Below are 23,364 nucleotides of genomic sequence, written 5' to 3'. Positions count from 1 at the left end.
GCGATCCGGAGAGGTGAGGACATCATGGAACGCATCCACCGAGCCGTCTCCCCCGACGGCACCGAGATCGTCGGCCGCGTGCGGGGACGGGGACCGGCCCTGGTCCTGGTCCACGGCGCGATCGGGGACGGCGAGATCGCCTGGGAGGCACTGCTGCCCGAGCTCACGGACCGGTTCACCTGCTACCTGCCGAGCACGCGCGGCCGCGGCCTCTCCGCCGACCACCCGGACCACTCCCCGCCGCGCCTGGTCGAGGACGTCACGGCGTTCGTGGACGGCATCGGCGAGCCGGTCGGCCTGGTCGGCTGGTCGGGCAGCGGGGCGTGGGTGCTCGGCGCGGCGGCCCGCAGCCGGTCCGTCGCGGCCGTGGCCGTGCACGAGCCGGTCCTGATCCCGGTCATGGGGCCTGACGACCTCGCCGAGACCGCCGCCACCATGCAGCGGATCGGCGCGGCGGCCGGCGCGGGCAGGCTGGTCGACGCGCTGCACGCGTTCGCCCCGTGGATCTGCACCGCCGAGGAGGTCGCCGCGCTGGAGCGGACGGACTTCTTCCAGCGGTGGGCGGGCGCGGTGCCGGCGATGCTCCGACTGCTCCAGCAGGACGGGTCCTACGCGGGACCGCGGGCGACCGACCCGGAGGCGCTGGCGGCGGTGACCGCGCCGGTGCTGCTCCTGGTCGGCAAGCGCACCCGACTCCACCCGTTCTTCACCGCGTCCGCGCGCTTCCTCGCCCGGCACGTCGTCCACGGGCAGGTCTGGGAGCTACCGGGCCTGGGCCACTTCGCACCGGTCCTCGCACCGCGGTCCGTGGCCGAGGAGCTGGTCACCTTCTTCGAGTCGGCCCGTCAACCGGCGTAGGCGTCACGCCGCCATCGGACCTCACCGTCGTGCACCTCGTCCGTGGGGGCGAGACCGGCGGCAGCGGCGACGGCGGCGGACGCCCGGTGCTCGGGGTGGATGTGGGCGATGACGGTCCGCACCCCGTGCCGCCCGAGCCAGTCGACCAGCCCGCGCGCGGCTTCGGTGGCGATGCCCCTCCCCTGCCACGGGGTCCCCACCACCCAGGCGACCTCGGCGACCGGGCCGGGACCGGCGGTCGCCTGGACCGTCCCGGTCAAGCACCCCTCGGACCGCAGCCGGACGACCCAGTTCAACCAGGACACGGCCGGGTCGGGCGAGCCCGCGATCATCCGCCGGTAGCGCGACCGCAGAGCTCCCACGTCGTCCGGGGCGCCGCCGATGAAGGTGTGCAGCCCGGGATCGGCCAGCACCTCCGCCATCTCCTCGGCGTGCTCGACCCGCAACGGCAGCAACTCCAAGCGGGCGGTGGTGATGACCTCGACCCGGGTCACGGCGGTGGGATCTCGGCCGGGACGGTGTCCAGGACCGACTCCGCGATCGCCCGGGCCGGCTCCTGGTACGCCCGCGCCAGCGTGCGGAACACCTGCTCGGCCCGGATCGCGGGCCAGTCGGGGGGCAGGTGTTCGGCGGGCAGGCGCGGGTCCTGGCGGACGAGTTGGAGCCACTCGGTGTGCAGGAGCAGTTGGCGGGCCAGGTCGTCGGGGGCGTCCGGCACGGGGTGGGTGTGGTCCCAGCGGCGGAGGAAGGTGGCGTAGCGGTCGGCGATGGCCGGGACGTCGAAGGCCGTGTGCACGATCTGGTCGGCTTCGGTCGGCTTGGCCGTGCGCGCGGTGAACACCTTCAGGTACGCGTTCAGGTCCAGGTCGTCCACCAGGCCGGGCACGTCCACCACGCCGGGCGCGACCCACAGCCCGTTCTGCAGCGGGCCGAAGCCGCCCCACACCAGGCGTGAGCGCAGGTCGTGCCGCTGGCTGCGCCACGACTCGGGCACCGAGAACCCGACCATCGTCCAGGTGCCGTCCCAGTCGTCGTTGACCGCGCCGCTGCGCCACACCCGGTGCTCGCCGTCGCGCAGGACGGCCACCGAGCGCGTGGTCAGGCCGAAGTACATCCGCCGACCGGCGCGGTGTCGGGCCAGGAGGTCCCGCTTGACCATGCGGGTCAGCGTCGAGCGCACCGCTTCCTCGGACACGCCGACCCGGGCGAACACGTCGATGACGCTGCCGGAGAACACCGCGACGCCCCGGCCGAGCACGTGCACGCCCAGGAAGCTCAGCATCAACGACTGCGGTCTGACCTGCGCGTCCGGGGACGGCGGATCGCCATGCGGGATCACCCGGCGAGCGTAACCCGGTCCCGCAAAGTTGGGCAAATTCTTGACGGCCGACACGAGCGAGCCTAACTTCGGATCCAGTCGGAAGGGGTCCCGAATGGATCTGACGGGCACAGTCGCAGTCGTCACCGGTGCGGGACGTGGGCTCGGGTTCGCCTACGCCACCGCCCTGGCCGCAGCGGGCGCCTCGGTGGTGGTCAACGACGCCGACGAGCGGGCCGCGAAGGAAGCCGTCGACGCCATCGCGGCGCAAGGCGGCACGGCCGTCGCCGAGGTGGGCGCGGTGGGGCCGAGCGAGGTCGCCGACCGCCTGGTCGAGCGGGCCGTCCAGGAGTTCGGTCGACTGGACCTCCTGGTGACCAACGCGGGAGTCCTGCGCGACCGGGTGTTGTGGAAGATGACCGACGACGACTTCGACACGGTCATCGACGTGCACCTGCGCGGCACGTTCACGTGCGTTAGGGCCGCCGTGCGGCGCATGCGCGACCAAGGCGACGGCGGCAGCATCGTCGTCGTCGGCTCACCGGCCGGACAACGCGGCAACTTCGGCCAGACCAACTACTCCGCGGCCAAGGCGGGCATCGTCGGCATGGTCCGCACGTGGGCGATGGAGTGCGCCAAGGCCGACATCGCGGTCAACGCGGTCATCCCGGTCGCGGCCACCGCGATGACCAAGACGATCCCGGCGTTCGCGCCCTTCGTGGAAGCGGCGGAACAGCGCGGCGAACCGTTCCCCGCGTGGCTGCGCCAGGGCGAGGGGTTCGGCACGCCCGAGGACGTCGCCGGGCTGCTGGTCTTCCTGGCCTCGAAGGCGGCCCGGGGGATCACCGGCCAGGCCATCGGCATCGGCGGCGACAAGCTCTCGCTGTGGTCGCACCCCGAAGAGGTCGCGACGGCCTACCAACCCGGCGGCTGGGATGCGGACGCCATCGCGGCGGCGTGGGCCACGTCGGTGGGCCGACGACCCGAGACCTACGGCATCCCCGCGCCCCGGCCCCAGGACACGCCATGACCCCGGACATCGACGCACTGGTGGCCATCGACGTCCACACCCACGCCGAGATCTCCGCCCAGGGTCACGCCTCCCTCCCCCACGACCTGCTCGCCGCGTCCGAGAAGTACTTCAAGGCGCACGGCCACCGCCAGCCCACGATCCCGGAAATGGCGGCCTACTACCGGGAACGCCGAATGGCCGCAGTGGTCTTCACCGTGGACGCCGAGCACGCCACCGGCCACCCGCCCATCCCCAACGAAGAGGTCGCGCAGGCGTGCGCCGAGCACGCCGACACGCTCATCCCCTTCGCCAGCGTTGATCCGTGGCGCGGCCGGGCCGCCGCACGCACCGCGCGGCGGCTGGTCGAGGAGCACGGGGTCAGAGGCTTCAAGTTCCACCCGAGCCTGCAAGGGTTCGCGCCGAACGACCCGCTCGCCTACCCGCTGTACGAGGTGATCGAGGAACTCGGCGTGCCCGCGCTGTTCCACACCGGGCAGACCGGCATCGGGGCCGGCGTGCCGGGCGGCGGCGGCATCCGGTTGAAGTACTCCGACCCCATGCTCGTGGACGACGTGGCCGTGGACTTCCCGGAGCTGCGGATCATCCTGGCGCACCCGTCGTTCCCGTGGCAGGACGAGGCTCTGGCGGTGGCCACGCACAAGCCGCACGTCCACATCGACCTGTCCGGCTGGTCGCCGAAGTACTTCCCGCCGCAGCTGGTCCGGTACGCCAACTCCCTGTTGCAGGACAAGGTGTTGTTCGGCTCGGACTACCCCGTCATCACCCCCGACCGGTGGCTGGCCGACTTCGCGGAGTTGGACGTGAAGCCCGAAGTCCGGCGCAAGATCCTCAAGGACAACGCCGCCCGCCTGCTGGGCCTGGTCAAGGACTGAAGGGGGCCTCATGCGCAACCAGGGCATCGGCTCGTGGACCGCGCGGCGGGTCCGCAAGACCCCGGACAAGGTGGCGGTGGTCCACGAAGGCCGTTCGCAGACCTACCGGCAGCTGCACGACCGGGTCCTCCGGCTGGCGCACGGCCTGCACGGACTCGGGGTGCGCAAAGGCGACCGGGTCGCCTACCTGGGGCCCAACCACCCCGCGTTCCTGGAGACGTTGTTCGCCGCCGGCGTGCTCGGCGCGGTGTTCGTGCCGCTCAACACCCGACTCGCGCCGGCCGAGGTGGAGCACGTCCTGACCGACTCCGGCAGCGCCGTGCTGGTCTACGCACCGGAACAAGCGGCCCTCGTCCAGGCCGCCGGACCGCTGCGGCTCATCGCGCTCGACCACCCCGCAAAGGGCGAAACCTCCTACGAAGACCTGATCACGGCCTCCGCGACCGACCCGATCGACGAACCGGTGACGCTCGACGACCTGTGCCTGATCATGTACACCTCCGGCACGACCGGGCGTCCCAAGGGCGCAATGCTCACGCACGGCAACCTCACGTGGAACACCGTCAACGTGCTGGTCGACATCGACCTGGCGTGCGACGAAGTGACCCTGGTCGTCGCGCCCCTGTTCCACACCGCCGGGCTCAACATGACCTGCCTGCCGACCCTCATCAAGGGCGGGACGGTCGTCCTCATGTCCGCCTTCGACCCCGCCAAGGTGCTCGACCAGGTCGAAACCCACCGCGTCACCTACATGTTCGGCGTGCCCACCATGTACAACGCGATGGCCGCCTGCCCCCGGTGGGAGGAGGCCGACCTGTCCAGCCTGCGGCAGGTCAACTGCGGCGGCGCACCCGTGCCGGAGGCGACCATCCGCACCTACCAACGGCGCGGGCTGTCGTTCAGCCAGGGCTACGGCATGACCGAGACCTCCCCCGGCGCGCTGTACCTGACCAAGGAGATGAGCCGGGCCAAGGCCGGGACCGCCGGGGTGCCGCACTTCTTCACCGACGTGCGCGTGGTCGGGCCGGACCTGACCGAGGTCGCGCCCGGCGAGAAGGGCGAGATCGTGGTCAGCGGCCCCACGGTCATGCGCGGCTACTGGCACAACCCGGTCGAGACCGCGCAGGCCTTCGCCCCTGACGGGTGGTTCCGCTCCGGCGATGTCGCCACCCCGGACGAGGACGGCTACATCACGGTGGTGGACCGCCTCAAGGACGTGATCATCTCCGGCGGGGAGAACATCTACCCCGCCGAGGTCGAGAGCGCCCTCCACGAGCACCCCGCGATCGCCGAGTGCACCGTGATCGGCGTGCCGGACCCCCGGTGGGGCGAGGTGGGCCGGGCGGTCGTGACCGTCAAGCCCGGTGCACGAGCCAGCGGGCCGGAGGTCCTGGCGTTCCTGCGCGACCGGCTGGCCGGTTACAAGATCCCGAAATCGGTGGTGTTCGTGGACGAGCTGCCGCAGAGCGCCACCGGGAAGCTGCTGAAGAAACTCGTTCGCGCCCGTTACGGCGGGCCGACCCTACCGTCCACAGGAGACACATGGGGACCATCGCAGAGGGCGTCGACGGGCTGAAAGCGCTGGCCGGCGCCGACCTCGGGCACACCGAGTGGTTCGAGGTCACGCAGGACCGGGTGGACCTGTTCGCCGAGGCCACCAACGACCACCAGTGGATCCACACCGACCCCGACCGGGCGGCCCGCGGGCCGTTCGGCGGCACCATCGCCCACGGCTACCTCACCCTGTCGCTGATCATCCCGCTGTTCACCGAACTGCTCACCATCAACGGCGTGACCATGAGCGTCAACTACGGCCTCAACAAGGTCCGCTTCCCCTCTCCCGTGCGGGTCGGCGCGAAGATCCGGCTGCACGGCGCCGTCGCCGGCGTCACCGAGGTCAAGGGCGACGGCGTGGAGATGCTGGTCGACTTCACCATCGAGGTCGACGGCGGCGACAAGCCCGCGTGCGTCGCCCAGGCGGTGCTCCGCCACTACACCTGAGGTCCGCGCCGCGGACCGGCAGCACACCCGCCCTCCCAGCGGAGGAAACCATGGCAAAGACGCCGTCCCCACCGGACTCCAGCGGAACACCGTCCATCGGCCGGATCGCGGGCACGAGCTTCGTCGGCACCGCGATCGAGTGGTACGACTTCTTCATCTACGCCAACGCCGCCGCGTTGGTGTTCGGCAAGCAGTTCTTCCCGTCCCTGTCTCCCCTGGCCGCCTCCCTGGCGTCGCTGTCCACGTTCGCGGTCGGGTTCCTGGCGCGACCGTTGGGCAGCGTCCTCATGGGGCACTTCGGCGACCGCGCCGGCCGCAAGTCGATGCTGGTCACGTCGTTGCTGGTGATGGGCGTGGCGACGGTGCTGATCGGCGTGCTGCCGACCTACGCGCAGATCGGGGTGTGGGCGCCGGTCCTGTTGGTGGCTTTGCGGTTCGCGCAGGGGCTCGGGGTCGGCGGCGAGTGGGGCGGTGCCGTGCTCGTCGCGGTGGAGCACGCGCCGGGCGCTCGGCGCGGGTTCTACGGCAGCTTCCCGCAGATGGGGGTGCCGGCCGGGATCATCCTGTCCAACCTGGTGTTCCTGACGACGAACTCGGTGCTGGGGCCGGAGCGGTTCGCCGCGTGGGGCTGGCGGGTGCCGTTCCTGCTCAGCGCGGTGCTGATCGCGGTCGGCCTCTACATCCGGCTGCGGCTGGAGGAGTCGCCGCTGTTCCTCGCGACCGACAAGGCCCGGATGCCGGTGGTGGAGCTGCTGCGCGGCCACTGGCGAAGGGTCGTGCTGGCGGGTCTGGCGTTCATGGCCGCCAACACCATCGGGTACATCACCCTGGTCTACGTCCTGTCCTACACCACCGGGCCGTTGAAGATGGCGCGGAGCACGGTGCTGCTGATGGTGTTGCTGGCCAGCGTGGTGCAGTTGGTGGCGACACCGGCGCTGTCCGCGCTGTCCGACCGGTTGGGCCGCCGCAAGGTCTTCGTGGCCGGGGCCGTGCTGTCCACGCTCTGGGCGTGGCCGCTGTTCCTGCTGCTGGACACCCGCAGCCCCGCCGGGGTGCTGGTCGGCGTGCTGGTGGCGGTGACGTTCCTGTCCGCGATGTACGGCCCGCAGGCGGCCATCGCCGCGGAGTTGTTCCCGACCCGAGTGCGCTACAGCGGCGCGTCGCTCGGGTACCAGCTCAGCGCGATCGTCGGCGGTGGGCTGGCGCCGCTGATCGCGACCTCGCTGTACGCGGCCACCGGCACCTCGCTGTCCACCGCCGCCTACCTCGCCGTGATCTGCCTGATCAGCCTCGTCGCGATCGTGTTCGTGCCGGAGACCCACCGGGCCGACCTGGACGATCCGACGTCCCGGACCATGCCACCGCAGGAGGTCGCTCAACCATGACGTTCGCGCGCAACCAGTGGTACGTGGCGGCTTACGGCCGCGAGATCGGGCGCGAGCTGTTCGCCCGGACCGTCCTGGGCGAGCCGCTGGTGTTCTACCGCAGCGAGGAGGGCGAGGTGGTGGCGCTGGCGGACCGGTGCGTGCACCGGCGCTACCCGCTCTCGGAGAGCAGGCTGGAAGGCGACACGATCGTCTGCGGCTACCACGGCTTCACCTACGACAAGGCCGGGACCTGCGTGTTCGTCCCCGGGCAGGCCCGCATCCCGCGCACCGCGCGAGTGGCGTCCTACCCGGTGGTCGAGCAGGACTCGTTCGTGTGGGTGTGGATCGGCGACCGCGACCGGGCCGACCGGTCGCGCATTCCCCGCGCGCCGTGGCTCGCCGACCCCGGCTACACCACCGTGAGCGGCATGGAGCCGTTGGCGGCGCGGTACGAGCTGCTGGTGGACAACCTGATGGACCTGTCGCACGAGACGTACCTGCACGGCGGGTACATCGGCACGCCCGAGGTGGCCAACACGCCGATCACCACGGAGGTGGACGAGGACAACGGGATCATCTACGTCAGCCGGCACATGGCCGACGCGGCGTGCCCGCCGTTCTACGCCAAGTCCACGGGGATCGAGGGCCGCATCACACGCTGGCAGGACATCGAGTACCACCCGCCGTGCCTGTACCTGCTGCACAGCCGGGTCGCGCCGGTGGGTGTGCTGCCCGAGCCGGATGGTTCGGATCCCCACGCCTTCCACGTCGAGGTCGTCTACGCCATCACGCCCGAGACCGAGCACAGCACGCACGACTTCTGGGCCGTGGCACGAGATTTCGCGCTGGAGGACGAGGGGGTGTCCGACTTCCTGCGCGAGAGCAACCGGACGGTCGTGCTCCAGGACGTCACCGCGCTGGACCTGCTGGAACGCGTGATCGCTTCCGAGCCGCTGGGCTACCAGGAGCTGTCGATCAACATCGACACGGGCGGGTTGGCCGCTCGTCGGATCCTCAAGCGGATGGTGGCCGAGGCCGACGAACCGGTGAACGCGGTATGAGCGACCAGGTCGCGATGTTGCGTGGGGACACCGTCTACCGGGTCCACTGGGAGCCGGGCACGGACGTGCTGCTGGGTGTGTGCCACTGCGGTGCCGAACAGGGTGCGGAGGATCCCGTGGTCCTGTGGGACTGGCTGCTGTCCCACCCGGAGGGCCACGGCCGTGGCTGACTTCGAGGTCGTGGTGTGGCGCAGGGAGGTCATCGCCGAGAACGTCGTGCGACTCACCCTGCGCCACCCCGCCGGCGACCCCCTACCCGCCTGGACGCCCGGCGCCCACCTGGACCTCGTGCTGGGGCCCGGGTTGGTGCGGCAGTATTCGCTGTGCGGCGACCCGGCGGACCGGTCGGTGATGCAGGTGGCGGTGCTGCTCGAGCCTTCGGGCCGGGGTGGTTCGCGGGAGGTGCACTCGACGCTGGTGGAGGGCCGCGCTGTTCGCGTCCACGGCCCCCGCAACCACTTCCCCCTGGTATCGGCCGACCGCTATCTGTTCATCGCGGGTGGCATCGGGATCACCCCGATCGTGCCGATGATCAGGGCGGTCGCCGCTCGCGGGGCGGAGTGGCGGTTGCTGTACGGCGGCCGGACCCGGTCGTCCATGGCTTTCGCGGACGAACTGGCCGCTCAGTACGGCGATCGGGTGATCATCCGTCCCCAGGACGAATTCGGCCTGCTTGACCTGGACACCTTCCTGGACCCCGACGCCGAGACCTACTGCTGTGGTCCCGAACCCCTGCTCGCCGCCGTCGAACAACGCTGCCCCGCCCGCCTGCACGTCGAACGCTTCACGCCTCGGGCCGAGGGCGAGCGCACGTCGTTCGAGGTGGAGCTGGCACGGTCGGGTCGGACGCTGGTCGTGCCGGAGGACAGGTCGATCCTGGACACGCTGGAGGAAGCCGGGATGACGGTCCTGTCCTCCTGCCGCGAGGGCACCTGCGGCACGTGCGAGACCGGCGTGCTGGAGGGCGTCCCGGACCACCGGGATTCGGTACTCGACGCGGAGGAGCGGGCAGCGGGCGACGTGATGATGATCTGCGTCTCCCGCGCCCGCACCCCCCGCCTCGTCCTCGACCTGTGACCCCCAGACCCAGCGGACCCGGCGGACGGCCGCCCTGGTCGGCCGGGCCCGGCGCGATCCTGCTCACCAGCACACCGCTGGAGAACAAGGTCGACGAGTTCCGCAACCTCGTCTCCCACCTGCGCGTGAGGTCGCCAGGCCTACCTGCGCCGCAACCAGGAGGACGTGCTCACCGAACGCCCGGAGCTCATCGAGGTCGAGGAGTGGCTGCCGATGAGCGCCCAGGATCGGGCCCGCTCCCGGAAAGCGGTGGTGAACGGGAACTTCATGGAGATGCGCCAGGCGGCCGTGCTGGAGGACGACCGCTCCGCGAAGCTCCAGCGGTTGTCGGAGATCGTCGAGGAGGCCGAGGAGAACGGGCGGCGGGTGATTGTTTTCTCCTACTTCCGCGACGTGCTCGACCTCGTGGCCCGATCGCTGCCGGGACCGGTGTTCGGCCCGCTGTCCGGGTCGGTACCGGCGACCAAGCGGCAGGAGACGGTCGACGCGTTCTCGGCGGCCCGGCACGGGGCGGTGCTGGTCGCCCAGATCGAGGCGGGCGGCGTGGGCCTCGACATCCAGTACGCGTCCGTGGTGGTGATCTCCGAACCCCAGCTCAAACCGACTACGGAGGCCCAGGCGATCGCCCGCGCACACCGCATGGGCCGGGTCCAGTCCGTCCAGGCACCGCCTGCTGTCGGCGGACAGCGTGGACCAGCGGATCACCGAGCTGCCGGCCGGCAAGAGGCAGATCTTCGACGACTTCGCCAGGGTGAGCGACCTGGCCCGCTCCAGCCCCGACGCGGTGGACCTGACCGAGGTCGAACTGGCCCGCGAGGTCATCGCCGCCGAGCGCAAACGCCTCGCCACCGAGGAGCGCACCCGCAGCTGATGCAGTGTCCCCCGCCGCCGGAAGTGCGTTCGGCCCCGCCGGCAGGACAGCATCCTGCCGGCGGGTCGGGCGGGTCACACGGCGGTGATGGTCCAGTGGTTGTTCGGGCTGGAGTTCGGGGTCCACATCGCGCAGGTCGCGCCCACCGTCGAGTCGCCCATGCCGTCCAGCGCGGTGCCGGTGCCTCGGTTGATGATCTGGTAGCGGCCGTTGCCCACGCTGTTCAGGCGCCACTGCTGGTTGTTGCCGCCGTTCCACGGGGCCTGTTGGGCGGGGGCGCCGTTGGTGGTGTTGCCCCAGCTGTCGGCTACCAGGCCGGTGGTGCGGTTGACGATGCGGACGTAGCCGCCGCCCGCGTCCACCAGCTGCCACTGGAGGTTCGTGCTGCTGTCCCAACTCCACTGCTTGAGCTTCGAGCCGGACGTGGTGCTGCCGCCGCCGTCCAGGACCAGGCCGGTCGTCGCGTTGGTGATCCGGGCCCAGCCGGTCGGGATCGGGGCGGCGCCCAGGGTGGGGATCTGGCCGGAGAACGTCAGCTTCACCACGTAGGCCGGGGCGGTGAACGGGGGTGTGGAGGACGGCATCGTCAGGTGCAGGGCTGTGCCGTCCTGGGTGCGGGTGGGCAGGTCGATGTACGTGCCGGCGGTCGAGCCCAGGAGGCGGGCTGACGCGAGCGAAGTCAGGTTGATGCGGTTGGAGTTCAGGGTGGTGATGTCCAGGGTGGAGCCCGGCCAGCCCATGACGGTGGCGTACAGGACCGTGTTGTCCTTGCTGCGGGTGAAACGGATGTCGCGGTTGGTGCCCGCCCTCGGCTCGGTGAACGAGCCGCCGCCCATCTGGGTCGGTCCCTCGCCGAACGCCGACCACGCGCGGGTGGTGTAGATCGACTCGCCGAAGCGCTTGAGGTAGTCGCCGATGCCCAGCAGGATCGTGCGCTGCCCGGACGGGATGGTGCCGTCGGCCATGGGCGCGATGTTGAGCAGCATGTTGCCGTTCTTGCTGACCCGGTCGATCAGCGAGTGCACCATGGCGTTCAGCGAGTAGTACCCGATGCCGACCGTGTAGCACCAGCTGGAGCTGGAGATGCTGTCGTCAGTGAGCCAGAACGGACTTTGCAGCCCTGCGGGGCCGCCGCGCTCGTAGTCGAACACCTCGCCGCGGTTGTTGAAGCCGTCCTTGTAGGTCGCGACGACGTCCTTGTTCCACGCCACCGCGCGGTTGTAGTAGTACGCCAAGAACTCCAGCCGCCGCGACTCGTCCACCGCGTTCAGGTTGAAGTCCTGCCAGAGGATGTCGGGCTGGTAGCCGTCCACGACCTCCTTGAGCTTGTCCACCCACAGCTGGTTCTGCGCCGCCGCGCCCAGCTGGCCGTACAGCTTGCGCAGGCTCGCGTCCGACTGCGCGGGGACCCGCTCGTAGAAGCCGGTGAAGTTGTACGCGTGGTGCATGGCCACCAGGAACTTCATGCCCTTGCGCCGGATGGCGTCGGCGTGCAGGCGCACCAGGTCCAGCTTCGGGCCGGTTCGGACCGAGTTCCACTCGTTGACCGTGCTGTTCCACATCGAGTAGCCGTCGTGGTGCTCGGCCACCGGTCCGGCGAACCTCGCCCCGGCGTCCAGGAAGAGCTGCGCCCACTCGTCGGGGTCGAAATTGCCGCCGGCCGACTTCAGCTTGGGCGCGAACTGCACCCAGTTCCCGGCCTTGTCCCGGGCGCCGTTGATGAAGTTGTGGTACGGCCACGCCGAAGGGTCGCCGAAGGTGTCGATGTGGTGCCGGTTCTCGTTCGAACCGCTGAAGTACATGTTGCGCGGGTACCACTCGTTCGCGAACGCCGGGACGCTGAACACGCCCCAGTGGAAGTAGATGCCGAACTTGGCGTCCTGGAACCACTCCGCCGCCGGCGGGTGCTGGTCCACCGACGCCCACGTGGGCGTGTAGCTGCTCGGACCGACGGTGCCGTGGGCCGTGCCGACCCCCAGCAGGCCGCCGATCCCCGTGGCACCGGCCGCGGCGAGCAACCGCCTGCGGGACAAGCCGTTCGATGGCGAGGACATGGCGGTGGGCCTTTCCGGGAGGGAGGTCAGCGCAGGGTCCACTGCTGGTTCTGCTGGCCGTTGCAGGACCACAGGATCAGCTTGGTGCCGTTCGTGGTGCCCTGGCCGTTCGCGTCGAGGCAGAGGGCGGACTGGACGCCGGTGATCGTGCCGTTGGAGTTGACGTTCCACTGCTGGTTGGTCTGGCCGTTGCAGTCCCAGACGACGACCTGCGTGCCGTTGGTCGTGCCGCGGTTGTAGGCGTCGAGGCACTTGCCGTTGACCGTCAGCTGCTTGGTGGCGGTGTAGGTGAACGCCTGCTGCGGCTGGCCGTTGCAGTCCCACAGCTGTGCCTGGGTGCCGTTGGCGCCCCCGTTCGGCACGTCCACGCAACGACCCGACTGCGCGCCCACGATCTGCCGTCCGGTCGGCGCACCATCGGTGCCGGTGACGGTGAGCAGCACGGCCTCCCCCGCCGGCACCGAGGTGCTGTAACCGGACGCGAAGCTGCCGAGGTCGGTCGCGGTCCAGACGTTGCGGACGGTGGCCGACCCGGTCAGGCCCAGCGACGACCAGCGGGCCGTGATGGTGGCGGCCGAACCGGTGCGGTTGAGCAGGACGACCGCGCGCTTGCCCGTGCCCGACAACACCTTGCTGTACACCTGGAGACCTTGCGCGTCCTCGGCGACCTTGGTCCCCTGCCGCCCCAACGGGTCCTGGTCGATGGCGATCATCTCGCGGTTGGTCAGCGTGGCCCGGGTGGCGGCGGTCATCTCGGTGAGCTTGTTGCCGGCGATCAGCGGCGCGCCCGAGATCGCCCACAGGCTCAGGTGCGTGCGGTTCTGGGCGTCGGAGAAGCCGGGCAAGCCGGCGATGAGCATGTCGGGGTCGTTGTGGTGGCCGGGGCTCTGCGCGCTCGCGTGCTGCGCGGAGTCGAAGTTGGTCAGCACCCGCGACATCGCCGGACGCTCGCCCCAGAAGATGATGTCACCGCTGGTGCGCCACAGGTTCGAGATGCCCGGCGCCCAGTCCCACGGCTGCTGGCCGCCCCACTCGCAGATGGAGAACACCATCGGCCGGCCGGTCTGCGCGGTGGCGCGGGCGATGGAGTCGCTGATGGCGGTGTACTGGGTGCGGGCGTTCAGGCCTTCGGCGTTGCCGCCGCACCAGTCGACCTTCACGTAGTCGAAGCCCCACCGCGAGAACTGGAGGAAGTCCTGGTCGTAGTGGCCTTCGCTGCCGGTGCCGGGGTAGGCGGGGTGCCCGGTCGGGTAGTAGTAGCCGCACCCGTTGCGGCCGGCGTCGGTGTAGATGCCCGCCTTCAGGCCCTTGCTGTGGATGTAGTCCACGATGGCCGTCATCCCGCCGGGCCACTGCACGGTGTCGACGACGATGTTGCCGCCGGCGTCGCGGGTGCCCTTCCACCAGCCCTCGTCGATGTTGACGTACTCGTAGCCCGCGTCCTTCATGCCGGAGGCCACGAGCGCGTCGGTCTGCTGCTTGATCACGTTCGCGTCGATCGCGCCGGCGAAGCTGTTCCAGGAGTTCCAGCCCATCGGCGGCTTCGTGATCGGAGCCGCGCCGGAGGCGGCCGACGCCGCCGGTGGGCTGACCACCAGCCCGACCAGCAGCGCGCACACCAGTGCGGTCAGCCGCGACTTCACCCAGCGGTTGCGGAACATGGCGGTCCCCTTCGGTCCAGCGTCGTCGCTGCCCCAGCGGCCTGGCGTGTTAACGCTAACTACATGTCTCCACCGAGAACAAGGCATCGTCTCTAATGGCGGCAATAGTTAGGTATGCGGGCGCGCTGTATGCAGTGTTAACGCAAACACCGTTAGGTCTCAGCCGCCGTGCGCGGTGAGCACGTAACCCTCCGGCCCCACGAAGGAGAACATCGGCCCGAAGGGGCTCGCGGTGACCGGCGTCAGCACCTCGACCCCGGCGGCGACAAGCCGGTCGTGGAGCGCGTGCGCGTCCGCGGTCCGGAACCACATCACCACGCCCAGGCCGGGCCGCGCGATGTCGCCGAGGTCGACGCCCGGGAGGGGCGCGCGCAGGGCGAACGGGGTCGGCTTGGTGTCGAACACGACCGCGTGCGGCGGCGAGACGGCGGCGCGGCGCAGACCCAGGTGCTCCTCGCAGAACAGCGCCGCCGCTTCGAGGTCCCGCACTTGCAGGGCGACGAAGCTCGGGCCGTCGATGGCAGGACGGTCGGTGGTGATGGACATGGGTTCCCTCGATCCTTGATGTCAGGACTTTGACATCGGGAGACTAGGCCCGAGCCTTCGCACATGTCAAAGTTCTGACATGATGACGGCATGTCGCCGAAGCCGCCCCACCCCGCCGAGGACGTGACCCAGCACGTCGGCTACCTGCTCAAACGCGCCCAAGCCGCCCTGCGCGCCGCGATGGACAAGGTGCTGCGCGAACACGGCCTGACCGTGCCGCAGTACGCCACTCTGGAACTCCTGGCCCTGAACCCGGGCATGTCCAACGCCGACCTCGCCCGCGCCACGTTCGTCACCCGGCAGTCGGGCAACGTCGTCCTGCGCGGCCTCCAGGACGCGGGACTGATCACCCGCAACGCCACCGCCGACCACGGCCGCGCCCTGCCCGCCCACCTCACCGACGAAGGCCGCGCGCGCCTGGCCGAGGTGCAGGCCGCCGTCTACGCCGTCGAACGGCGGATGGTCGAGGCCGTCCCGCCGCAACGCATGGCCGCGCTGCTGGCCGACCTCGACCGCATCGCGACAGCCCTGGAGCAGCCTCCCGCGCAATAGACACGTATACGCAGTAGCCCGCGATACCCGTTGTTCAGCCGTGCGCAGTGCCGATGCTGGGTCGCATCCCGCTACGGCTGAAGGAGATTGGTTTCGCATGTCCACCTCACACGGGCGAGGCAAGCGCATGGCCGGTCTGTGCGCCGGCATCGCCCTCGCGTTGGCGCTCAACGGCGTCGGTGTCGTACAAGCGGCCGAGGGCCGGGTACTGGGTGCGGGCGCTCCGGGCGCCATCGAAGACAGCTACATCGTGGCCCTGGACGACGCACCGGCTGCCCGCGCGGCGGTGTCGGCGCAGGCCGACGGCCTTGCCGAGCGGTACCACGGGCAGGTCGCGCAGGTCTACTCCGCCGCGTTGCGCGGCTTCTCGGTGCGCATGACCGAACGGCAGGCCCGGCGGCTGGCCGCGGACCCGGCGGTGCGGCACGTCGAGCAGAACTCGGTGGCGCACGCGACCGAGACGTGGGGCCTGGACCGCGTCGACCAGCGGGACCTGCCGCTGGACAACGCCTTCACCGCGCCGAACGACGGCTCCGGCGTCAAGGCCTACGTGCTCGACACCGGCATCGACTTCACCCACCCCGACTTCGAGGGCCGCGCGACCAGCGGCTACGACTTCATCGACAACGACAGCGACGCCAGTGACTGCCACGGCCACGGCACCCACGTCGGCGGCACGATCGGCAGCAAGACCTACGGCGTGGCCAAGAACGTCGAACTGGTCGCGGTCCGGGTGCTGGACTGCAACGCCAGCGGCCCGTGGGACAAGATCATCGCGGGCATCGACTGGGTCACCCGGAACGCCCCCACCGCGGCCGTGGGCAACATGAGCCTCGGCGGCAGCCGCACCACGACCGTCGACACGGCCGTCACCAACTCGGTCAAGGCGGGTGTGGCGTGGGCCGTCGCGGCGGGCAACGCGGGGCAGAACGCCTGCAACTACAGCCCGGCCGCCGCCGAGGGCGTGTTGACGGTCGGCGCGTCGGACAGCGCGGACAAGCGCAGCGTGTGGAGCAGCAACTCGGCGTCCAACTACGGCAGCTGCGTCGAACTGTTCGCACCCGGCACCACCATCACCTCCACGACCAGGGGCGGCGGCACCGGCCAGATGAGCGGCACGTCCATGGCGACCCCGCACGTGGCCGGCGCCTTGGCCCTGGCGACCAGCGCCGACCCGGCCATCTCGGTCACCGACGCCAACGCCAAGGTGCTCGACACGGCGACCACCAACAAGGTCTCCGACCCGAAGGACTCACCCAACCGCCTGCTCTACGTGGACGACCTCGGCACCCGCGACCCGGGCGCACCCAAGGCCGCCTTCACCGCGACCTGCTCGTCCACGACCCCGTCCTGCGCGTTCGACGCGTCGGCCTCCTCCGACCCGGACGGCACGATCTCCTCCTACGCCTGGGAGTTCGGCGACGGAACGACCGGCACCGGCGTCAAGCCCGCCCACACCTACGGCACGGCCGGCGCCTACACGGCCAAGCTGACGGTCACCGACAACAGCGGCAAGACCGCCACCACGTCGAGGCGAGTGCAAGCCGGCCCACAGCCCCCGACGGCCTCCTTCACCGTGTACTGCTACCAGGCCAGGTGCGACTTCGACGCCACCGCGTCGAGCGACCCGGACGGCGACATCGCCACCTACACCTGGACCTTCGGCGACGGGACGACCGGCACCGGCGTCAAGCCCCAACACGTCTACCCGAGCCGGACCGCCACCTACACCGCCCAGCTCGTCGTGACCGACCGGACCGGCGGCAAGGGCAGCACCACCAAGCAGATCCAGTGCACCGTGTACGGCACCCTGACCTTCTGCTTCGGCCAGTACTACTGACCCGGGCGGTTGGCGCGCAGTTCGGTCCGCGAGCGGATGCCCAGCTTGCGGAACAGGCGGGCCACGTGTTGTTCGACTGTCCGGGAGGACAGGAACAACTGCTCGGCGATCTCCCGGTTGGTCCGGCCCGCCGCGACCAGCCGGGAGATCTCGGCCTCCCGTGGGGACAGGTCGTTGCCGTAGCCGCGCCGGCCCCGCCGGGTTGGCGTGGCGCGGCCCAGGGCGTGGAGTTTGTGGCGGCATCGGGCGGCGGCTTTTGTCGCGCCTAGTGCGTCGAACGTCTCCGCGCAGGTCCTGAGCAGTTCTACGGCCTCGACGGACGGTGTCAGCACCGCTGCTTCGCGTTCCCTTGCCAGAGCGGCGTAATAAGGCGCGGGCATTGCCTCGTAGCGTTCGGCGGCTTCCCTGAAGTGCCCCACGGCTTCCGTGCGTGAAGCCAGCGCTCCACGGCACTGCGCCAGCGCGGCGAGCACAGCAGGCGCGTCGCGGTCGGCGAGGCCTTCGGAGATCTCGTCCACCAGTCGTGCCGCCTCGGCGGTCCGGCCGACCGCCGAGTAGGCGGCGATCGCCACCGGCGCGAGCGGGCCCACCCACGGCCACGAGCCTGTCCGTCGCACGGCCGCCAAGCCCCGGTCCACCTCCGCCGCCGCTTCGGCTGCCGCCCCGGCCTCCAGGTGGATCGAGGCCAGGCCCGCCGTGCCGCTGATCGCCACCGGGAGGATCGCGTCGTCCGGGTCGTGCGCGCCGGTTCGGGCGAAGTGCGCTGCCGCCGTGTCGCGGTCACCGCGGGCGTCCGCCAGCCAGCCCAGCACCAGTTCCAGTTCGGACGCCATGCTGGTCACGTCCCGGTACTCCTCGATCAGACCGCTCGCCCGCCGCGCCAACCCCGCCCACCGGCCGGTGATCCACTCCAGCCGCGCCTCGGTGGTGCGGCCGGTGCTGACCACGAACGGGGCCCCGCTGCGGGCCGCCAGCCGCAGGCCGTCGTGCAGGAAGCGGGTGCCCACGTCGAGGTGGCCCAGCCACACGCAGGCGTCGGCGACGTTGCACCGCAGTCGAGCGAGGTGCTGTTGGCCGCCGAGGGTGTCCGCGTGCTCGGGGACCTCGTCCAGCCAGGCCAGGTAGCCCTGGTGCAGGCGGGAGCCGAGCTCGTTGGCCAGCAGGGCGATGCGCAGTTCGCCGGTGGCGGTGGCGCGGTGGGTCTGGGTGTGCCGCCACCAGTGGGCCAGTTCGTCGGGTGGCGGGGTGCCCAGGTAGGGCATGGACAGCGCGGCGGTGGCGCGGGCGACGAGGTCGGGGCGGTCGGACATTTCGCCGATGGCGCGTTCCAACTCGGCCCGGCCCTCGCGGATGTGGCCGAGTCGGCGGAGCAGCAGCAGTGCCCGGTACAGCCGCACCTCGCCGCGGACGGACGTGGCCAGGCGCGGGTCGACCAGCAGGCGCTCCAGCGTCTCCGTGGGGTCGCGCTGGTCCAGGCCGGTGTTGGCGATGCGGCCGAGCTTGATCGCCAGCCGGTCCACCACCTCGGCGGGCAGCGTGGGCGCGGCCAGCAGGCGGTGCAGCAGCGTGGTCGCCGTGGCCGCGTCGCCGGAGTCGATGGCCCGGTCCGCCGCCGCCTCGCCGTGCGCCAGCCAGGCCGCCGCGCGGCCCGCGCGCTCGCTGTGCTCGGCCAACTGGACCAGGGGGCGCGGCTCGACGTGCTCCAGCGCGTCCACGGCCCGGTCGTGCAGGGCGGCGCGCTCGGGGGCGGTGATGGTGTCGTAGACGGCTTGGCGGGCCAGCATGTGCCGGAAGCCGTAGCCCAGGTCGTCCACCTCGTGCAGCACGTGCCCGTCCACGGCGTGCGCCAGCGCGGTCCGGGAGCGGTGTTCCGGGACGCCGCCCACCTCGGCGAGCAGGCCCGCGGGCGCGGGGGTGCCGAGCACCGCCGCCGCCTCGACCAACCGGACCGTGTCGGCGGGCAGGGTGGCCAGCCGGTCGGCCATGGCGTCACGCAGCAGGACGGGGACCTTGACCGCGTCGAGCAGGCGCTTGGCCCGCGCGCTGCCGGCCTGCACCGCGCCCGCCGGGTCGCGCAGGGCGCGCAGGGTCTCCTCGACGACGAACGGGATGCCCGCGGTGCGCTCGTGCAGCAGGGCCGCGAAGTCCGCCGACACCCCGGGCGTGCCGAGGATGGCCTCGGTCAGCCGCCGCACGCCGTCCACGTCGAACGGCTCCAGCTCCAGCACCGCGACCAGGCCGCCGGCGGCCGACCGGAACTCCGCGCCGAGCGGGCTGCCTTGCAGGTCCTCCCGCCGGTACGTGAGCACCATGCTCAGCGTGGACGGCGGGCCGCCCGCCAGGAAGCGCAGCAGTTGCCGGGTGCCGTCGTCGGCCCAGTGCAGGTCCTCGACCAGCAACAACGCCGGCCCGAGGGCGGCGAGCAGCTCCCGCACGGCCCGGAACAGCCGGTGCCGTTCCGCCCGCGGGTCGCCCAGTGGCGGCAGGGGCGGCGGCAGGTCGGCGGCGATCTCGGGCAGCAGCGGGGCCAGCGCCCCGATCACCGGGTTCAACGACCGCTGCCGCGCCAGCCCGGGTCCCGCGCCCCGCAGCGCCTCCAGCAACGCGCCGTAGGAGAACGGCTCGCCGACCTGCTGGCAGTGCCCGACCAGCGGCAGGACCCCGCCGAGGTCCCCGGCGAGCAGCTCGGCGACCAGCCGGCTCTTGCCCACCCCCGACTCGCCTTCGAGCAGCACGACCGCGGGCCGTCGCGCCGCGGCCTCCCGCAGCGCGGCCAGGTGCTCGGCGCGGTCGATCAGGACCGGTGAGCTGGTGCGGAACCAGCGGCCGTGCCACGCCTCCGAGACACCGTCTCGTCGCCTCATGACGCCTCCCGGGCCGCGGGGCGCTGATCATTTCCGGAGTCTTGTTAGCGCTCACTGAATCGGGCGTCAAGCCTAGGCCTGCCGGCAGTTAGCGCTAACAGAATGGCAGCAACCAGACATTGCTGCCCGGTACCGGCGGTGGCTAGCTTGCCGGAAGGCGCCGGGTCTCGCGCACCGCCGGTCGCCGACTGCTCGTCAACGACGACGATGGGAGAAAAGGTGAGATCAGCCGCTAGCGCCGCGAGGTCGGTGTTAACCCTCGCGGCGCTCGTGTCCGTGTCCCTGCTGCCGGCCACCGCGAGCCCACCCGGTGCCTCGGCCGCCACGCAGGCGACGTTCTACGTGTCCCCCAACGGCAACGACTCCGACCCCGGGACGATCACCGCGCCGTTCAAGACCGTGCAGCGCGCCCGGGACGCCGTCCGCACGATCAACGCCACCATGACCGGGGACATCCAGGTCTACCTGCGCGGCGGCAACTACCAGCTCGGCAGCGCCATCGACTTCACCCCCGCCGACTCCGGCACGAACGGGTACCGGGTCCTCTACTCCGCCTACCCGAATGAGACGCCCGTGCTCAGCGGCGGCGTCGCGGTGACCGGCTGGACCCAGCACAGCGGCAACATCTGGAAAGCGCCGCTCACCCGCGCGAACAAGCTGCGTGCGCTCTACGTCAACGACAAGCGCGCTGTCATGGCCACCAAGACGATCAGCTCGCAAGGCTGCTACGGCACCTACAACGTCACCGCCGGCCAGGCGCCCTGGGCGTGGGAGTCGGGCTCGCAGTGCGACGGCGCCAAGTACGGCCTCGGCGACCTGCCCGCCATCTCCCGCAACCCCGACGACGTCGAGATCGAGACCGCGACGACGTGGCAGACGGCCATCGTGGGCGTCCGGCAGGTCACCACGAGCAGCGACGGCTCCGGCCGCGTCGCGCTGTTCCAGCAACCCGGCGGGGCCATCGCCGCGGGGGCGTTCAACGGCAACTTCCAGACCGGCGGCAGCCACAAGTTCATGAACGCCTACGAGTTCCTGGACTCGCCGGGCGAGTTCTACTTCGACCGGGCCGCCCAGACGGTCTACTACTACAAGAACAACTCGGACGACATGGCGACGGCGTCGGTCTACGCGCCGAACAACCTGTCCACCTTGATCCGGGTCGCCGGCACGTCCACGACCAACCACGTCCGCAACATCACCTTCTCCGGCATCACCGTGCAGCACTCGGACTGGAACCTCTTCACCGTGGCCGGCAGCGCGTTCAAGCAGGCCCAGCAGGGTCCGTTGGGCAACACGGCGTACGCGAAGGGCAACTTCCACGTCTACTACTACCGGAACGTCGACACCGCGCCGGGCGCCGTCCAGGTGGAGAACGCCGACAACATCGCCTTCCTCCGCAACCGCGTGCAGCACACCGGTGTGGACGGCATCAACCTGGTCAACGACGTGCAGAACGTGCAGGTGATCGGCAACTACACCAACGACATCGCCGGTTCAGCGATCAACGTCGGCCACCCGCAGCACGTCTACATCGGCGACCACACGTCGTCCAACCGCGAGAAGTACACCGCGCAGGTCGAAGGGCTGCCGAAGAACATCGAGATCAAGAACAACTACCTCTACGACAGCGCGGTGTTGTTCAACGGGCACAGCCCCATCTCGGCGTTCTTCGTCGACACGCTGACCATCCAGCACAACCGGATCGAGAAGGCCCCGTGGAACGGCATCACCATGGGCTGGGGCTGGTGGAACTTCGACGGCTCGTCGGGCTCCATCGCCCCCAACCGCCCGACCACCACGGCCCGGAACAACAACATCAGCTACAACCACATCATCGACACCGTCCAACGCCTCAACGACACCGCCCCCATCTACACGCTGGGCGCGCAGCCGAACACGTCGATCACCAACAACTACCTGCAGGGCGTCCCGTCCGGCCACAAGTACGGGCTGCACCCGGACGAGGGGTCGGCGTACATCACGTTCCGCGACAACGTCCTGAGCGTGGACAAGAACGTCACGTGGATGATCAACTCCGACGACTTCGGCCGCAAGCACGACCTGACCATCACGCAGACCTACGGGCCGATCAACAAGGTGTCCAACAAGAACCTGCCGAACAGCACCATCCAGGACATCCTCGTCTACTCGGACTACGTGTGGCCCGCGCCGGCGCACAGCATCGCCGTGAACTCGGGCCTGGAGGACGCCTACCGGGACATCATCCCGGCGAGCAACCTGTCCCTGCCCGACTACGTGCTGCCGGACAGCACGTTCGTGGGCTCCGGCACGGCGTCCATCCCGATCCGCAGCACCGGCGACGCCACAAAAACCCTGTGGCTGGCTCCCCTCGGCACCACCACCTTCGCCGTCGGCCCGACCATGACCAGGGCAGCAGGCACGGCGACGACCATCGAGGTACCGACAACGTCGGGTGACTACCGCCTCTACGTCGTGAACGCACAGGGCACCCGATCCGCCGAGTCGAAGTCCCTGGCAAGGCGCCAGGGCGGCGGCACCACACAGGGCGTCACGATCGTGGGCGGCCAGTCCGGCCGCTGCGTGGACATCAGCGGCGCAAGCACCACCAACGGCACCCAGGCGCAGCTGTGGGACTGCCACGGCGGCACCAACCAGCGCTTCACGTACACGGCAGGCAAGCAACTGCAGGTGTACGGCAACAAGTGCCTGGACGCCAACAACCAGGGCACGACCAACGGCACGACGGTCGTGATCTGGGACTGCAACAGCCAGACCAACCAACAGTGGAACGTGAACGCCAACGGGACGATCACCGGCGTCCAGTCCGGCCTCTGCCTTGACGCCTCCGGGGCAGCGACCGCGAACGGCACGAAGATCATCCTGTGGACCTGCGGGGGCGGCGCCAACCAGCAGTGGACCCTGCGCAGCTAACCCCACCGAGGAGCCAGGCCGCCACCTGGCTCCCACCGCCACCTTCCGACGCGCGAAGCGCGCTTTTGCGTGGTGGTCCCAACCACAGGTGGAGGGCCTCGGTTCCCCCGCCGTATGGCCTGCCCGAAGGGCTACCACAGATTTGCCGGGGTGCAGCCGAAAGTTTTTGCGAGGAACGAGCAAAAAGTTTTAGCGGCACCCCGGCAAATCTGTGGTTGGCTCCGCCAGGCCATACGGCGGGGGAACCGACGCCCTTCACCCCCCGCTGGCGGCCTGCCGCGCGGCGAGCGCCGCTTGTCATCTTTCGATCTTGAGAGCGCCGCGCCTGAACCGGGTTGCGAACGCGGACTGTTAAGCGTGGAATGTGTGCCGTGGGCACATGCAAGGCGCGCGATGTGTGTGGCCATCCACATGGTCGCCCCGCCGCGAGCTGCCTAGCGTAAGCCCAGGCTGGGGCGGCTCGACAACGGTGTCGG

Annotated in this window: 19 protein-coding genes and 1 pseudogene; 14 read left to right on the top strand and 6 right to left on the bottom strand. The window is 70.5% G+C overall.

What is annotated here, in order from left to right; translation table 11 throughout:
• Positions 1-24 precede the first annotated feature (24 nt).
• Complete coding sequence (locus DFJ66_RS41930) at positions 25-858, top strand: alpha/beta fold hydrolase (RefSeq protein WP_121230402.1); 834 nt, start codon at positions 25-27, stop codon at positions 856-858.
• Here DFJ66_RS41930 and DFJ66_RS41925 read toward each other — a convergent pair.
• Together DFJ66_RS41925 and DFJ66_RS41920 are read right to left on the bottom strand one after the other, a co-directional pair.
• Entirely contained in the window at positions 846-1,352 is a 507-nt protein-coding gene (locus tag DFJ66_RS41925) for a GNAT family N-acetyltransferase (protein ID WP_121230400.1), read from the bottom strand. The genes DFJ66_RS41930 and DFJ66_RS41925 overlap by 13 nt on opposite strands.
• Positions 1,349-2,197, bottom strand: coding sequence for a PaaX family transcriptional regulator (locus tag DFJ66_RS41920; protein WP_246030146.1), 849 nt, complete (start codon positions 2,195-2,197; stop codon positions 1,349-1,351). The genes DFJ66_RS41925 and DFJ66_RS41920 overlap by 4 nt, the downstream gene beginning before the upstream one ends.
• Before the next feature lie 94 nt (positions 2,198-2,291).
• Between DFJ66_RS41920 and DFJ66_RS41915 the strand changes: the two genes are divergently transcribed.
• The 10 genes and pseudogenes from DFJ66_RS41915 (at position 2,292) to DFJ66_RS43795 (ending at position 10,458) form a co-directional block, all read left to right on the top strand.
• A complete protein-coding gene (locus tag DFJ66_RS41915; protein ID WP_121230396.1) occupies positions 2,292-3,206 on the top strand; it encodes an SDR family oxidoreductase in 915 nt (304 codons plus the stop codon).
• A complete protein-coding gene (locus DFJ66_RS41910; RefSeq protein WP_121230394.1) occupies positions 3,203-4,081 on the top strand; it encodes an amidohydrolase family protein in 879 nt (292 codons plus the stop codon). Before DFJ66_RS41915 ends, DFJ66_RS41910 begins: the two co-directional genes overlap by 4 nt.
• A 10-nt stretch (positions 4,082-4,091) precedes the next feature.
• On the top strand, positions 4,092-5,657 hold the full coding sequence (locus tag DFJ66_RS41905; protein WP_121230392.1) for an acyl-CoA synthetase: 1,566 nt from the start codon (positions 4,092-4,094) through the stop codon (positions 5,655-5,657).
• Entirely contained in the window at positions 5,624-6,082 is a 459-nt protein-coding gene (locus tag DFJ66_RS41900; protein ID WP_121230390.1) for a MaoC family dehydratase, read from the top strand. The genes DFJ66_RS41905 and DFJ66_RS41900 overlap by 34 nt, the downstream gene beginning before the upstream one ends.
• Positions 6,083-6,132: 50 nt before the next feature.
• Positions 6,133-7,467 carry an MFS transporter gene (locus DFJ66_RS41895; protein WP_121230388.1) on the top strand — a complete coding sequence of 445 codons (1,335 nt, stop codon included), beginning with the start codon at positions 6,133-6,135 and terminating at the stop codon, positions 7,465-7,467.
• Positions 7,464-8,510 (top strand): aromatic ring-hydroxylating dioxygenase subunit alpha, encoded by a 1,047-nt coding sequence (locus tag DFJ66_RS41890; protein ID WP_121230386.1) that lies wholly within the window; start codon positions 7,464-7,466, stop codon positions 8,508-8,510. Before DFJ66_RS41895 ends, DFJ66_RS41890 begins: the two co-directional genes overlap by 4 nt.
• Complete coding sequence (locus DFJ66_RS43250) at positions 8,507-8,680, top strand: hypothetical protein (protein ID WP_170200063.1); 174 nt, start codon at positions 8,507-8,509, stop codon at positions 8,678-8,680. The genes DFJ66_RS41890 and DFJ66_RS43250 overlap by 4 nt, the downstream gene beginning before the upstream one ends.
• Complete coding sequence (locus DFJ66_RS41885) at positions 8,673-9,587, top strand: PDR/VanB family oxidoreductase (RefSeq protein WP_121230384.1); 915 nt, start codon at positions 8,673-8,675, stop codon at positions 9,585-9,587. Before DFJ66_RS43250 ends, DFJ66_RS41885 begins: the two co-directional genes overlap by 8 nt.
• 213 nt (positions 9,588-9,800) lie before the next feature.
• Positions 9,801-10,172 (top strand): annotated as a pseudogene (locus DFJ66_RS43800) (C-terminal helicase domain-containing protein); the annotation flags it as partial.
• A 103-nt stretch (positions 10,173-10,275) separates the two neighbouring features.
• On the top strand, positions 10,276-10,458 hold the full coding sequence (locus DFJ66_RS43795; protein ID WP_211351500.1) for a hypothetical protein: 183 nt from the start codon (positions 10,276-10,278) through the stop codon (positions 10,456-10,458).
• A gap of 74 nt (positions 10,459-10,532) precedes the next feature.
• Here the strand turns inward: DFJ66_RS43795 and DFJ66_RS41875 are convergent, their stop codons facing one another.
• From DFJ66_RS41875 to DFJ66_RS41865, 3 genes are all read right to left on the bottom strand, one after another.
• Positions 10,533-12,512 (bottom strand): alpha-L-fucosidase, encoded by a 1,980-nt coding sequence (locus tag DFJ66_RS41875; protein WP_121230382.1) that lies wholly within the window; start codon positions 12,510-12,512, stop codon positions 10,533-10,535.
• Between the two features lie 26 nt (positions 12,513-12,538).
• Entirely contained in the window at positions 12,539-14,173 is a 1,635-nt protein-coding gene (locus tag DFJ66_RS41870) for a glycoside hydrolase family 27 protein (RefSeq protein WP_121230380.1), read from the bottom strand.
• A gap of 159 nt (positions 14,174-14,332) precedes the next feature.
• On the bottom strand, positions 14,333-14,719 hold the full coding sequence (locus tag DFJ66_RS41865; RefSeq protein ID WP_121230378.1) for a VOC family protein: 387 nt from the start codon (positions 14,717-14,719) through the stop codon (positions 14,333-14,335).
• A gap of 90 nt (positions 14,720-14,809) precedes the next feature.
• On the opposite strand from DFJ66_RS41865, the gene DFJ66_RS41860 reads away from it, so the two are divergent.
• Positions 14,810-15,271, top strand: a complete 462-nt coding sequence (locus DFJ66_RS41860; protein WP_121230376.1) for a MarR family winged helix-turn-helix transcriptional regulator — start codon at positions 14,810-14,812, stop codon at positions 15,269-15,271.
• Between the two features lie 97 nt (positions 15,272-15,368).
• Positions 15,369-17,111, top strand: coding sequence for a S8 family serine peptidase (locus DFJ66_RS41855; RefSeq protein ID WP_121230374.1), 1,743 nt, complete (start codon positions 15,369-15,371; stop codon positions 17,109-17,111).
• On the opposite strand, the gene DFJ66_RS41850 is transcribed toward DFJ66_RS41855, so the two are convergent.
• Positions 17,105-19,975, bottom strand: a complete 2,871-nt coding sequence (locus tag DFJ66_RS41850; RefSeq protein WP_121230372.1) for an ATP-binding protein — start codon at positions 19,973-19,975, stop codon at positions 17,105-17,107. The two genes, DFJ66_RS41855 and DFJ66_RS41850, sit on opposite strands and share 7 nt — an antisense overlap.
• Positions 19,976-20,245: 270 nt before the next feature.
• Between DFJ66_RS41850 and DFJ66_RS41845 the strand changes: the two genes are divergently transcribed.
• Positions 20,246-22,888 carry an RICIN domain-containing protein gene (locus DFJ66_RS41845; RefSeq protein ID WP_246030145.1) on the top strand — a complete coding sequence of 881 codons (2,643 nt, stop codon included), beginning with the start codon at positions 20,246-20,248 and terminating at the stop codon, positions 22,886-22,888.
• Positions 22,889-23,364 lie beyond the last annotated feature (476 nt).

This window comes from Saccharothrix variisporea (assembly GCF_003634995.1).
GTDB classification, from domain to species: domain Bacteria; phylum Actinomycetota; class Actinomycetes; order Mycobacteriales; family Pseudonocardiaceae; genus Actinosynnema; species Actinosynnema variisporeum.
The sequence above is the reverse complement of the archived record's forward strand: the minus strand, read 5'-3'. Positions and strand labels throughout refer to the sequence as shown.

Bases quoted from the DNA above. Each gene is read 5' to 3' on its own strand.
- DFJ66_RS41855 (WP_121230374.1), top strand. From the start codon at position 15,369: ATGTCCACCTCACACGGGCGAGGCAAGCGCATGGCCGGTCTGTGCGCC.
- DFJ66_RS41875 (WP_121230382.1), bottom strand. From the start codon at position 12,512: ATGTCCTCGCCATCGAACGGCTTGTCCCGCAGGCGGTTGCTCGCCGCG.
- DFJ66_RS41900 (WP_121230390.1), top strand. From the start codon at position 5,624: ATGGGGACCATCGCAGAGGGCGTCGACGGGCTGAAAGCGCTGGCCGGC.
- DFJ66_RS41865 (WP_121230378.1), bottom strand. From the start codon at position 14,719: ATGTCCATCACCACCGACCGTCCTGCCATCGACGGCCCGAGCTTCGTC.
- DFJ66_RS41870 (WP_121230380.1), bottom strand. From the start codon at position 14,173: ATGTTCCGCAACCGCTGGGTGAAGTCGCGGCTGACCGCACTGGTGTGC.
- DFJ66_RS41930 (WP_121230402.1), top strand. From the start codon at position 25: ATGGAACGCATCCACCGAGCCGTCTCCCCCGACGGCACCGAGATCGTC.
- DFJ66_RS43250 (WP_170200063.1), top strand. From the start codon at position 8,507: ATGAGCGACCAGGTCGCGATGTTGCGTGGGGACACCGTCTACCGGGTC.
- DFJ66_RS41895 (WP_121230388.1), top strand. From the start codon at position 6,133: ATGGCAAAGACGCCGTCCCCACCGGACTCCAGCGGAACACCGTCCATC.
- DFJ66_RS41910 (WP_121230394.1), top strand. From the start codon at position 3,203: ATGACCCCGGACATCGACGCACTGGTGGCCATCGACGTCCACACCCAC.
- DFJ66_RS41850 (WP_121230372.1), bottom strand. From the start codon at position 19,975: ATGAGGCGACGAGACGGTGTCTCGGAGGCGTGGCACGGCCGCTGGTTC.
- DFJ66_RS41915 (WP_121230396.1), top strand. From the start codon at position 2,292: ATGGATCTGACGGGCACAGTCGCAGTCGTCACCGGTGCGGGACGTGGG.
- DFJ66_RS41860 (WP_121230376.1), top strand. From the start codon at position 14,810: ATGTCGCCGAAGCCGCCCCACCCCGCCGAGGACGTGACCCAGCACGTC.
- DFJ66_RS41890 (WP_121230386.1), top strand. From the start codon at position 7,464: ATGACGTTCGCGCGCAACCAGTGGTACGTGGCGGCTTACGGCCGCGAG.
- DFJ66_RS41905 (WP_121230392.1), top strand. From the start codon at position 4,092: ATGCGCAACCAGGGCATCGGCTCGTGGACCGCGCGGCGGGTCCGCAAG.